This window comes from Frankia sp. BMG5.60 (genome assembly GCF_059428125.1).
Genome location: NZ_CM182091.1, coordinates 3,369,739 through 3,381,605, shown reverse-complemented (window position 1 = coordinate 3,381,605; position 11,867 = coordinate 3,369,739). Strand labels below are relative to the sequence as shown.

Genomic DNA, 11,867 nt, shown 5'->3' with positions numbered 1-11,867 from the left:
GCAGAACCGGCGGTCAACGCCCCGGTGTCGCGGCCGCGTCGGCATCCTTCATCCGCGGATCGCGGGCACTATGGTGCCGTGCCTGGAGAATATGAGCAGAACCGTGACACGGGGTCCGGTGCTGAGCAGTGTGGTCGCGAACATCGACACCACCGGGAAAGGTTTTTCCGCCCGGCGAGGAGGCCTCTATGACCGCGCCCGCTCCACCGGTCCCGCGGGTCCGCCGTCCGTGGTACCGCCAGTTGTACGTGTGGGTCCTCGCCGGTATCGCCGCGGGCATTGTCGTGGGCCAGCTCGCCCCGGATTTCGCGGTCCGCCTCCAGCCGCTGGGCACGACCTTCGTCGACGCCATCAAAATGGTCATCGCGCCCATCGTGTTCTGCACCGTCGTCGGTGGCATCGCGCAGGTCGACAACTTGCGCAAGGTGGGCCGCGTCGGCCTGAAGTCCATCGTCTACTTCGAGGCCCTCACCAGCGTCGCACTCCTGCTCGGCCTGATTGTGATGAACGTGTTCCGGCCCGGGGACGGGGTGCACGCCAACCCCGCCGGCCTCGTCGTCAACGACACCGTCGGCGGCTACATCAAGCAGGGCAGGAGCGAGGGCTGGGGCCACTACCTGTCCGACATCGTGCCGGGCAGCGTGGTCGGCGCCTTCGCCGACGGCGACATCCTGCAGGTGCTGTTCTTCGCGGTGCTGTTCGGGATCGCCCTGAACCTCATCGGGCCCGCCGGCGCCGGGCTCGCATCCGGGGTCGAGCGGGTCGGCACCGCCATGTTCCAGGTGATGCGGATCGTCATGTACGCGGCTCCCGTCGGCGCGTTCGGGGCCATGGCCTTCACCATCGGCAAGTACGGCGTCGACACCCTGACCAGCCTCGGCAAGCTCATCGGCATCTTCTATGGCACCTCGGTGTTCTTCGTCCTCGTCATTCTGGGCGCGATCGCCGCCGCCATCGGCGTCAACATCCTGCGGCTGCTGCGCTACATCCGCGAGGAACTGCTCATCGTCCTGGGCACCTCCTCCTCGGAGCCGGTGCTTCCCCAGCTCATGCGCAAGCTCGAAGCGCTCGGCGCCCCCCGGCAGGTCGTCGGGCTGACCGTGCCGACCGGATACTCGTTCAATCTCGACGGAACCTGCATCTACCTGACCCTCTCCGCCCTTTACCTCGCCCAGGCCGTCGACGTCGACCTGTCCATCGGCCAACAGCTCGCCATCGTCGGTGTGCTCCTGCTGACCTCGAAGGGCGCCGCGGGCGTCACCGGTTCCGGATTCATCGTCCTCGCCGCCACCCTCTCCACGGTCGACACGATTCCGGTGGCCGCCATCATGCTCATCTTCGGCATCGACAAGTTCATGTCCGAATGCCGGGCACTGACGAACGTCTGCGGAGACACCCTCGCCACCCTCGTCGTGGCCCGGTGGGAAGGCGTCCTCGACACCGAACGCATGCACCAGGTCCTCGCCCACGGCTTCACCGAACCGTCCGCCCTCGTCGAACCGCCCGCCCTCGTCGAGGAGCGTCGAGAGGTTGCCGACCGCCAGGAGGCGGGCCGTTCATCCGCTGACCCGGATGACGCGGAACTGACGGATGAGGCTGCCGTCCCCGTGCCCCTGACCAGGCAGGGACCCGGGAGCTGAGGTAGGCCCGAGGCCAGCTACCGCTTGACGGCGACGCCGCCGTAGCCGGCGACCTGGATGTCGGTCAGATCCACCGCGGCGCCGTCGGGACGCCAGCGGTGCACGATCTGCACGCCGGGGTCGATCAGCTCCAGCCCGGCGAACAGCCCCTCGACCTCCGCGCGGCTCCGTAGCTGCAGCGGGATGCCCTGCCGGTGGTAGGTGTCCATGAGCCGCGACGCGGCGGGGGGATCGAAGTCGGCGGACAGGTGGGTGAGGACGAGATGGCTGCCGGGCGCCAGGGCGTCGAGGAGCCGGCGCAGGATGCCGTGCGGATCGTCGGTGTCCGGGATGAACGGGAAGATCGAGATCAGGGACAGGGCGACCGGGCGGGACAGATCGAGCGTCTCGCGCAGCTCCGGGGCGTCCAGAATGTGCTCGGTGTCGTGCAGGTCGGCGTCGATGTAGGCCGTCCGCCCCGCCGGGGTGCCGGTAAGCAGGGCCCGGGCGTGGGTCAGGACGATCGGGTCGTTGTCGGCGTAGACGACCCGGGCGTCGGGCGCGACGCTCTGCGCGGCCTCGTGCAGGTTCGGGCTGGTGGGGATGCCCGTACCGATGTCGAGGAACTGGCGGATCCCGACCTCGCCGGCCAGGTACCGGGTCGCCCGAATCATGAACTCCCGGTTCTGGCGCGCGGCGATGCGCGCGTTCGGGAACACCGACAGGGCCTGCTCGGCGGCCTCCCGGTCGGCGGGGAAGTTGTCCTTCCCGCCGAGGTAGTAGTCGTACATCCGGGCCGAGTGCGGCTGGTCGGTCTTCAGCGCCACCGGGGTGCGCTCGTCCGCGAGGGACTTCCACCAGTGCCCGTCTGTCGTGGCCCTGTCTGTCGTGGCCCTGTCTGTCGTGGCCCTGTCTGTCGTGGCCCCGTCGGTAGTGGCCCCGCCCCCCGGCTGCTCGCCAACCGGGTCGGGTAGATGCGCGCTCGACACCACAACCAGCCCCCTCACCTTTTGCGACGATCCCGCCAGAATGACCCTAATGGTCGGCTGTGCGCTGCGTGCCAAGTTGGTGCGAGAGAGTGACCGCGCCTGTGGCTGTGGCCGCCGCTGCGGCCGCCGTCGCGGTCGCCGTCGCCGTCGCGGTCGCGGTCGCCGGAGGGTCGGCCGTGGACGACCCGGTCGCGGTCGGGCCTGTGGCCGTCGCGGAGACTTCGAGCTGGGACAGGGCGGCGCCGACGAGGATCACCACCGTGCCGGCCGGCTCGTTCCACGTCAGGCTCTCGCCGAGGATCAGGACCCCGGCCAAGGTCGACACGACGGGGACGACGTAGGTGACCGTTGCCGCGGCCGTCGCGCCCGCATCTCGGACGAGGCCGTACTGGGTCAGGAACGCCCCGCCGGTACCGAGGACGCCGAGCACCAGCACCGCGAGCAGGGACCGGGCCGGGAATCGGGTGGGGAGGTCCGAGAAGGCGGCGGTGACGACCGCGAGTTCCACGGCCCCGGCGGCAAGCTGACCGGTCGAGAGCGCCAGGCTCGAACAGCCCGAACCGGTCAGGAATCGACGCACGTACACCCAGCCGACGCCCATGCTCGTCGCTGCGGCCAGGGCCAGCAGCATCCCGGTGATGCTCTGCCCCGCTGTGCCGTCCCAGACGCCGAGCACAACCAGGACGCCGAGAAAGCCGATCAGCAGGCCGGCGAGCTGACGTCGGACGGGCCGCTCGTCCGGGAGGGCGACGAACGAGCCGAGCGTCGTGAACAGCGGGGTGGTCGCATTGCAGATCCCGGTGAGCGCCGCGGGAATCCGCTGCGCCGAGAAGGCGAACAGGGCGAACGAGGCCGCGTTCAGGAACATCGCCGCCACCGCGAGGTGCGCCCATAGTCCGAACCCACGCGGTAGGCGGTCGCCGCTGAGCACGAGGACGGCGGCGAGGGCGACCGCCCCGAAGATGACCCGGCCGAACGCGACCTGCAGGGCGGGAAAACCCTGGGTGCCGACCTTGACCAGAAGAAAGTTGAGTCCCCAGATCGTTGCGAGCAGGCCGAACCGCACCCGCCAGCCGACCCTGCGCGGTGTACGGCCGCCGACGTTCGACGACGAGGATTCTTCCTCGGCCGGGCTACGACCCCCGACGCCCGGCCCCGACGCCCGCGTACTACGACGAAATGGCAGTGGCATTGGCCCATCATTGGCGGGCCCCGGCGCCGAGAACAAGGTGAATCTACTAATGGGTACCGCGTAGCATTGCTTATATGTTGAACCTGGAAAGATTGCGGGTGCTGTGCCTGGTCGCCAGGTACGGATCGGTCGGCGCGGCCGCGGACATGTTGCATGTCACCGCCTCATCGGCTTCCCAGCAGATCGCAAAACTGGAACGGGAGACGGGCACTGACCTGCTACTCCGCCAGGGTCGGGGGGTCCGGCTCACGGAGGCGGCGACCCTGCTGGTGGACCACGCCGAGCGCATCCTGTCGATGATGGACGAGGCGGAGGCGCACCTGCATGCGCAGCTCGGAAAGGTGGTCGGCACGCTGACGGTCGGCGCGTTCCCGACCGCCGCCCGGGGATTGTTGCCACCCGCGCTGCGCCTGTTGGGGGAGCGGCATCCCAACCTCGCCGTCCGGGTGGAGGAGATGGATTTCTCCAGCCCCCTCGTGCGGGTCGACCGGGGCGAGCTGGACCTGGGGCTGGTCCAGGACTGGGAGAACGCGCCCATCTCCCTGCCGGCCGGGGTCCGTCGCGCCACGCTGATGGCGGACGTCGCGGAGGTGGCATTGCCCGCCGACCATCCGCTCGCCGGGCCCGGTCGGGACTGGATCGCCATCGACGAGGTGCTCGGCGAGCGCTGGATCAGCCGGACCGTGGGATCCACCTGCCACGACTGGCTCATTCATACAATGCGGGCCCACGGCGCCCAGCCCCAGATCGAGCACACCGTGATCGAGTACCCGACCCAGCTCGCGCTGGTCGCCGCGGGCATGGGGCTCGCCATGGTGCCGCGGCTCGGCCAGGGTCCGGTGCCGGCCGGGGTCCGCGTGCTCCCGCTTCGACCGGTTCTGGGCCGGAACATCCACGCGATCTGGCGCGCCGACAACGCCGGCCGACCGGCCGTGCGGCACGCCGTGGCGGCGCTGCAGGCCGTCGCCCAGTCCGCGTGACGGTTCTCGACGGCACCGAGAGGCGGGCGGCCGTGCCCGCGCGGCGGCGGTCTTTTCTGGATGGCTTTGCCGGCGGGGCAATACGGGCATAGTGGGGCCGCAGTCGCCTGCCGTCGTATTTTGCTCCACGTGGGTGTTGTCACCAGGTTCCCGGATCGTTACGCTTCCCCTGCGCCGGTTCGTGATGTGCCATTTCGGGCAGCCGGCGGAATCACGGGGGTTCACGTTTCTGCGTCGGCGCCATGGGTTGTCGGCCGTTGTGGACTGTCGCGCGGTCGGGTCCGGCCGGCTGTTCCGTTCTTTTTCCCCGGTCGGATTCTTGCATGGCCGAGATACGGCCGTGTGGACAAGAAAGGTGGGAACATGTCCCTTTACCACACCGAAATCCAGTGGGGCGGTCCTGGTGCGGACTGGCACAAGGACAGCGATCTGCAGATCGTCATCAGCAACCGGAACGGCGTCGTGCCCCAGTCGGGCCGGCCCGCCACTGGGACCCAGGTGTCCTGGTCGGGCCCGCAGGGGAACGGAAGCGTGACCTTCTTCAACGACGGCGCCTCGTTCCAGGGCGCCGCCCAGTTCCCGAACGAGGGCCCGGTGGCCTACCGCGGGACGGCCGCGTCGTAAGCGGTCCCGCGGCGTGACAACCGGTCGCGGTCCGTGTGGCCGCGGCCGGTGGCACGCCTGTCGTCGCGCGGGTGCCCGACCTCGTCCTGTCACCAGGGCCGCCACGCAGGCGCACGTCATCGCCGCGCCGGCCGCCGCCCCTCCGGCCGCTCTCGAGGCGCCCAGACGCAGCCCTCGATGAGCTGCGGCGCGCCGGGGGCGAATCGCGGCAGGTCGATCAGGCTCGGCAGGTCGGCCGCCATGGCCAGCGCGCTGACCGCGGCGTCGAAGGCGTCCTCGCAGCCGGCGGCCCGCTCGAGCAGCACCGGATCTTGCTCCGGGAACCGGTCGTGCAGGTGGTCGCGCCGGCTGCGGTGGCGGCTTTTGACCACGCCCGCCGGCGTGCACAGCCGCGGATAGACCTCGACGACGCGGGGCCAGCCCGGTTCGTCGAACGGCCAGATGGTGAAGCCGGCGGCGGCGAGCCGGGTGAGATGGCCCATGCCGCGCAGCGAGCCCGTGCCGACCGCCCCGGCCCCGCCGATCTGGAAGGTGCTCTTCGGTCGTCGTTCGAGGTCCTTCTCGGTCTGGCGGAACGGATCGCCGAGGCGCTGCGCCACGGTCCCCGGCCGGCCCCAGAACGGTGGCGTACCCGCGGCGAGCAGCTCCTCGGCCTGCTGCCCGACGGCCGACCAGACCTCGTGGCCGCTGCGCCAGCCGTGGTGGGCGCAGAACCACGCGGGGAACGAGAAGGAGAAGTCCAGCCCGACGACGGTCCGCGGGTCCCGGCGGCCGCGGTCGATGAGGGCGGCGACGACGGCGTCCCGGTCGAGCCCGTTGTCCAGCTCGACGAGCCGCCCGGCGACCACCCGGGCCAGCCAGATCGACTCGGCCGCGCCCTTCGCCCGCCCCGACCAGTCCACCGCGATCACCTGCGTCACGACCTGGAGACGCTATGCGGGCGCCGGGTCGGCGTCGACCGCCGGACCCGCCGGACCCGCCGGCCACAGCACGATCGCCCGCTCCGCGGCGCCGCGGATGGGCGCGCCGTCGACGGTCAGCGCGGACATCATCGCGATGAACACGCCGAAATCGGCACGCATCACCGGAAACCTGGACGCCGCCCGCCCGACGCGCCGACGTTCCCACGGGCCGGGCCCGCTCGGGGCCGCGCCGAGGGAGAAGATCGGGCTATGAGCCAGGACGCCGCACCGCCGCACCCCGCGCCCGAGCCGCCCGTCCAGCCCGAGCCGCCCGTCCAGCCCGAGCCCCCCGTCCAGTCTGAGGAATCCTGGCGGCAGGTGGCGGCGCGCAACCCCGAGTGGCTGCCGTGGGTGCGCGAGCTGCATTCCATCGCCCAGGCCGGGCTCGCCTACTCCCAGGACCCCTACGACCTCGAACGGTTCGAGCAGCTCCGGCGGCTCAGCTACGAGATCGTGGCCCGCTGCACCGTCGTCACCGTCGAGGCGGCGGAGGGCCTCTTCGGCGGTGAGGTCGGCTACCAGACGCCGAAGGTCGACGTGCGTGGGGTGCTGTTCGAGGGTGATCGGATCCTGCTCGTTCGCGAGAAGGAGGACGGCTGCTGGTCGCTGCCCGGCGGCTGGGCCGACGTCGGCCTCACCCCGGCCGAGGCGGTCGTCAAGGAGATCTTCGAGGAGGCCGGCCTGCGCGCCGAGCCGGAGCGCCTGCTCGCGGTCCTCGACAAGCGCCGTCACGCTCATCCGCCGTACCCGAACGACACCTACAAGATCTTCATCCGGTGCCGGGTGGTCGGCGGGAGCCTCGCCGGCGGGCTGGAGACCTCCGAGGTCGGCTGGTTCCCGCGCGACGCCCTGCCGCCGCTGTCCGAGAAGCGCAACACCGCCGGCCAGCTCGCCATGATGTTCGGCTACCTCGACGACCCCACCGCCCCGGCCGTCGTCGACTGAACCGGTATCCAGACTGAACCGGTATCCAGACCAAAACCGGTATCCAGGAGGCGTCAGGGCGCGGCGCCGAGCGCTGCGGCGAGCCTGGTGGCAAGGTCGTCCATCACCGTCGGCGGCACCCATTCGGCCTCCGGACGGCGCAGGAACGTGAAGACGTCCGGGCCCTGGGCCGCGGCGGGCAGATCCCCAGCACGCGGCACGACGTGGACGTGCAGATGCTCGAACCCGACGGCCTCCGAGAACGCGGCCACGTAGGTCTTCACGCAGCCGGTCACCTCGACCAGCGCCCGACTCAGCCGCCAGGTCAGGACCCCGAGCTCGGCAGCCTCGGCCTCGGTGAGCTCCGCCGGGGAGGTGACGTGCCGCCGGCTGACCAGGACCAGCCACCCCGGCAGCGCCGTGCGGATCGCGTGCGCCGCCCGCCAGCCCGTCCCGATCAGCACCCGCTCCCGCGGCGGCAGCCCGGCCAGCGCCGCGTTGCCCGCACACGAATAGCAGGACTGATCTCCGCCTGACGTGGCCTGCCAGGCACGCGGCTGCACTTGCCTTCGCGCGTGAATGGCCAGTCCTCACGGTCGATTCAGATCGCCACCGGCGGGTTCCTGTCGATGTTCTGCCACTCTGACGGCCAGTGCCCCGCAATGCAACGGCAGATGCTGGGCGGGACAGGCGGCGATGCTGGGTGTCAGGTGGTGAACAGGGAGCTGGCCCAGAAGTCTCGGGTGTCGCGGACGCCGGGCGGGATCGCGAACACGGCGCTGCTGGTGTGGACGATGTACTCGTTGAGCGCGTCCGACGCGGCGAGCCGGCGCTGGATGGGGAGGAAACCGGTGCGGGGGTCGCGCTGGAACGCGATGAAGAACAGGCCCGCGTCGAGCTGCCCGGTCTCCTGGTTGACGCCGTCGGTGTAGGAGTAGCCGCGGCGCAGGATCGTCGCGCCGCCGTTGGTCGACGCGGCCGCGAGTCGGATGTGGGCGTCCGCGGGGATGACCGGCTCGCCGTCGGCCCCCTTGGCGGTCAGCGGGACCGGGTCGAACTCCTCGGCCGCGCCCAGCGGCGCGCCACTCGTCTTCGTCCGCCCGAAGACCTGCTCCTGGTCCTGCAGGAAGTCGCGGTCCCAGGACTCCAGTAGCATCCGGATGCGGCGGGTGACGACGTAGGTGCCGCCGCGCATCCACGCCTGGTCGCCGTCCGCGCCGACCCAGACGTGCTTGTCCAGCGACGCGGTGTCCTCGCGCTTGACGTTGTTCGTGCCGTCCTTGAAGCCCATCAGGTTGCGTGGCGTGTCCTGGCCGCTGCTGGTCGTGCTGGTCCGGCCGAAGCCGAGCTGGAACCAGCGCAGCACGGCGGTGCCCTGGGCGAGGCGGCGCAGGTTGCGCACGGCGTGGAAGGCGACCTGCGGGTCGTCGGCGCAGGCCTGGACGCACAGGTCGCCGCGGCTGCGTAGCGGGTCGAGGTTGTCGCCGGGCAGCGGCGGGATGTCGGCGAGCGCCGCGGGCCTGCGCCCGGCCAGGCCGAAGCGGCCGTCGAACAGGCTCGGCCCGACTCCGAAGGTGATGGTCAGGTTGCCGGCGGTCAGCCCGATCGCCTCGCCGGTGTCCCGCGGCGGCGAGTGCGGCGCGGCGGCGTCGTCGGCGACGGCCTGCCCGGTGGCCATCCGGGCGGCGGCCGCGGTCCACCCGACGAGCAGCTCACGTAGCTGGTCCCGGCTCACCCCGGCGGAGACGTCGAAGGCGGCGAAGGCGAGCCGGTCCTGGGCGTCCGTGGTGATCCCGGCCTGCTGCGCGCCGTGGAACGGCACGACACCCCGAGGCGCCGCGGCGGTCGCGGACGACGAGTCGTCCGAACAGCCCGCGGCGGTGGCCGCGACCACGCCCACCCCCGCAAGGCCCGCGGCGCCGAACAGCGCCCGCCGGCGCGACAACGCAACTCGCTCGACCATGTCGATTCCCCTTCTCCCGTGGGTCAGGGGGTTCTCCCACGGGTCGGGGGCCGGGCTTCCGCCCGACCCCCACACCCTTCTGACCTGGTCGTTCGCGGTGCACGGCCGCCCGTGCACCGCCCTGCCTGTGGTGCGAGCCCGGCTCCCGCCGGGGCCCGGCCTAGCTGACGACGACGCCGGCGACCTGGGACAGCGGCTCGGCCAGCGCGTCGACCGCCTGGGACAGGCCGCGGCGCTGGTCCTGCGTCACCTTGTCGTAGCTGACGTAGCCGGCGCCCTCCTTGTACGGTTCCAGCGCCTTGTTCATCGCGGTGAAGCGGATGCGCACGGTGCTGGCGAGCTTCGGGTCGAGCGACTTCAGCGCCGGCTCCAGCAGCGTGAACGCCTTGTCCGCGCCCTCGACGTTGCCCTGGATGTCGACGAGGTCGAGCTTGCTGTACCGCTCCTCCTCGCCGGTGATCTTCGTCTTGCCGACCTCGTCGAGCAGCTCGGTGGCGCCGTTGGCGATCTGTGCCGGCTGGAAGGTCGCCTTGGCCACGAGCGTGTTGAGCTTGCCGACGTCGGTGTTGAGCTTGTCGGCGATCGGCCCGGTGCCCGCCAGCGAACGATCGGCGAAGATGGCCTTCTCCAGTCGGTGGAAGCCGGTCCAGCTCGCGGCGTCGGGTGCGTCGTCGATGCGCGCGTCGATCGCGGGGTCGAGGTCCCCGAACGACTCGGCGACCGGCTCGATCCGCTCGTAGGCCAGCCGCGGCGCGGCGTAGAGCTTGGCCGCCTGGTCGAGGTCGCCGGCCTTGACCGCGGTCACGAACGCGCCGGTCGTGGTGACCAGGTCCGCGACCTGCTGGCGGACGTAGGTGGCGTAGCCGGTGGTCGCGGTGGTCAGCGCCGTGGTGACCTCGGCGCTGCGGGTCGCGGCGGCGGTCGCCCCGGCGGCCTGGGTGACGGTGAAGTCGACCCTCTCCGTGTCCGCGCCGGGGCAGTAGAGCTGGTACTTGCCGGCCTTCACATTCAGCGAGAACGTCCCGGACAGACCGGGAGTGAGATTCTCCTTCTCGCCAAGAATGGTGTCGCCGTCGACCAGTTCGGCCTCGGTGACGGCGTCCGCGTCCTTGTTGACCACCTTGAAAGTGGTCGGGCCCGACGGAATCGTCGACACGTCCGGCGTACACGCCTTCGAGGTGATCGTGACGTTGACTGTCTGTTTCCCCCCGGCGGCGCCGGAGCCGCCGGAGCTGCCCGAGTCACTTCCCCCGCAGGCGGCGGCGCCCGTCACGATCACAACGGCGATGGCGCTATACGCGACAGGTGCGCGGCGCACGTGTGCCCCCAAAATCCTAGTTTCTGTTTTCGGTGAGATGGATACCTGGTGCGACTGCCTGCTTGCGGTCGAGCCCGGCCAGGAACTGCGGGCCCGCGGTGGCTACTGGGTTGCGGGCGCCGGGTCGGTGGCCGCGGCGCCCGCGGGGTCCCGTTCGGCGGTGTCTGTGGGCCGGGTGGCGCCGGGCGGGCGACGGCGGGCCGGCCAGGCGACGTAGGCGGCCAGCGGTATCAGGTACACGAGCCAGGCGATGACCTCGGCGACCACGGGCCGGGGCTGCAAGCCCAGCACCCCGGTCAGCACGCTTGCCAGCGGCGTACCCGGACGGACCAGCCACGACAGGTCGAACGTCCGCTGCTGACCGGCGTTGAGCCAGCCCGCCTCGTGAGCCGTGTGCGCCGCGGTCGCCAGCAGGCCGGCCGCGATCAGGACGAGGACGAAGCCCGTGACGCGGAAGAAGCGCGCCAGGTTGAGGTGGACGCCGCCGCGGTAGATGCCGAAGCCGACCGCCGCGGACACCAGCACGCCGAGCAGCGCGCCGCCGCCGGCGGTGCCCGGCGAGCTGCTCGCGTTGAACGCCGCGATGAGGAACACGGCCGTCTCGAATCCCTCGCGCAGCACGGCCAGGAAAGCCATGAGCACCAGCGCCCGGGTCGAGCCGGTCTCCAGCGCCGAGGCCGTGGCCGACTCCAACGACCCGCGCAGGTCGCGGGAGTGGCGGCGCATCCAGACCACCATGTAGGTCACCATGGCCACCGCGATGAGTCCGATGACCGTCTCGAGCCCCTCCTGCTTGCGCTGGGGCAGCTCGCGGTCCAGGACGTGCAGCGCGATGCCGATGCCCAGGCAGAGCAGCACCGCGAGCGAGACGCCGAGCCACACCTGGCGCAGGGCGTCCCGGCGGTCTCGCTGCCGGAGGAAGGCCGCGACGATGCCGACGATCAGCGACGCCTCAAGGCCCTCCCGAAGGCCGATCACAAACGTGGGAAGCAAACCCTGCCTCCGTCCCTGTTCGCCCGCGGCTTCCCGGTCCTGCACATGTGCAGCCCGTCACCTGCGGTTAGCCTCAGCTAAGTTAGGGCAACCTAACGGCGTTGGCAAGAGAACCGTGACGGATGGGTGCGGGCCGGGGCATCGCGGCCGCCGGCTCCGCCTGCCACGCCCGCGACCTGCCCGAACGATGGCCGCGCCCCGCCGCGGCGCCCCCGGTTCGCCACCATCCGCCCACTCCCTGAGGCGATGGGAAGCCGGCCATCCACGCTTCGCATCAGGCGGTTACCAACGGTGCATGGATGA

Annotated in this window: 12 protein-coding genes; 4 read left to right on the top strand and 8 right to left on the bottom strand. The window is 71.2% G+C overall.

Going from position 1 to position 11,867, the window contains the following annotated elements; translation table 11 throughout:
* Positions 1–188: 188 nt before the first annotated feature.
* Complete coding sequence (gene dctA / locus AC5R91_RS13480; RefSeq protein ID WP_495397495.1) at positions 189–1,640, top strand: C4-dicarboxylate transporter DctA; 1,452 nt, start codon at positions 189–191, stop codon at positions 1,638–1,640.
* 17 nt (positions 1,641–1,657) lie between these two features.
* Here the strand turns inward: dctA and AC5R91_RS13475 are convergent, their stop codons facing one another.
* Together AC5R91_RS13475 and AC5R91_RS13470 are read right to left on the bottom strand one after the other, a co-directional pair.
* On the bottom strand, positions 1,658–2,410 hold the full coding sequence (locus tag AC5R91_RS13475; RefSeq protein WP_495397959.1) for an SAM-dependent methyltransferase: 753 nt from the start codon (positions 2,408–2,410) through the stop codon (positions 1,658–1,660).
* Between the two features lie 244 nt (positions 2,411–2,654).
* Positions 2,655–3,800 carry a DMT family transporter gene (locus AC5R91_RS13470; RefSeq protein WP_495397494.1) on the bottom strand — a complete coding sequence of 382 codons (1,146 nt, stop codon included), beginning with the start codon at positions 3,798–3,800 and terminating at the stop codon, positions 2,655–2,657.
* 74 nt (positions 3,801–3,874) lie between these two features.
* On the opposite strand from AC5R91_RS13470, the gene AC5R91_RS13465 reads away from it, so the two are divergent.
* Both AC5R91_RS13465 and AC5R91_RS13460 read left to right on the top strand, forming a co-directional pair.
* Positions 3,875–4,780 (top strand): LysR family transcriptional regulator, encoded by a 906-nt coding sequence (locus tag AC5R91_RS13465; protein WP_495397493.1) that lies wholly within the window; start codon positions 3,875–3,877, stop codon positions 4,778–4,780.
* Between the two features lie 363 nt (positions 4,781–5,143).
* On the top strand, positions 5,144–5,404 hold the full coding sequence (locus tag AC5R91_RS13460) for a hypothetical protein (RefSeq protein WP_495397492.1): 261 nt from the start codon (positions 5,144–5,146) through the stop codon (positions 5,402–5,404).
* A 116-nt stretch (positions 5,405–5,520) separates the two neighbouring features.
* On the opposite strand, the gene AC5R91_RS13455 is transcribed toward AC5R91_RS13460, so the two are convergent.
* Positions 5,521–6,324 (bottom strand): hypothetical protein, encoded by an 804-nt coding sequence (locus AC5R91_RS13455; protein WP_495397491.1) that lies wholly within the window; start codon positions 6,322–6,324, stop codon positions 5,521–5,523.
* A 12-nt stretch (positions 6,325–6,336) separates the two neighbouring features.
* Positions 6,337–6,486: a hypothetical protein gene (locus tag AC5R91_RS13450; RefSeq protein ID WP_495397490.1), complete on the bottom strand. Its 150-nt coding sequence runs from the start codon at positions 6,484–6,486 to the stop codon at positions 6,337–6,339.
* Positions 6,487–6,576: 90 nt separating this feature from the next.
* On the opposite strand from AC5R91_RS13450, the gene AC5R91_RS13445 reads away from it, so the two are divergent.
* A complete protein-coding gene (locus AC5R91_RS13445) occupies positions 6,577–7,311 on the top strand; it encodes an NUDIX hydrolase (protein ID WP_495397489.1) in 735 nt (244 codons plus the stop codon).
* 53 nt (positions 7,312–7,364) lie between these two features.
* Here the strand turns inward: AC5R91_RS13445 and AC5R91_RS13440 are convergent, their stop codons facing one another.
* From AC5R91_RS13440 to efeU, 4 genes are all read right to left on the bottom strand, one after another.
* Positions 7,365–7,853 (bottom strand): HIT family protein, encoded by a 489-nt coding sequence (locus AC5R91_RS13440; RefSeq protein WP_495397488.1) that lies wholly within the window; start codon positions 7,851–7,853, stop codon positions 7,365–7,367.
* A gap of 143 nt (positions 7,854–7,996) precedes the next feature.
* On the bottom strand, positions 7,997–9,253 hold the full coding sequence (efeB, locus tag AC5R91_RS13435) for an iron uptake transporter deferrochelatase/peroxidase subunit (RefSeq protein WP_495397487.1): 1,257 nt from the start codon (positions 9,251–9,253) through the stop codon (positions 7,997–7,999).
* Positions 9,254–9,413: 160 nt separating this feature from the next.
* A complete protein-coding gene (gene efeO / locus AC5R91_RS13430; protein ID WP_495397486.1) occupies positions 9,414–10,526 on the bottom strand; it encodes an iron uptake system protein EfeO in 1,113 nt (370 codons plus the stop codon).
* A gap of 147 nt (positions 10,527–10,673) precedes the next feature.
* A complete protein-coding gene (efeU, locus tag AC5R91_RS13425) occupies positions 10,674–11,564 on the bottom strand; it encodes an iron uptake transporter permease EfeU (RefSeq protein WP_495397485.1) in 891 nt (296 codons plus the stop codon).
* Positions 11,565–11,867 lie beyond the last annotated feature (303 nt).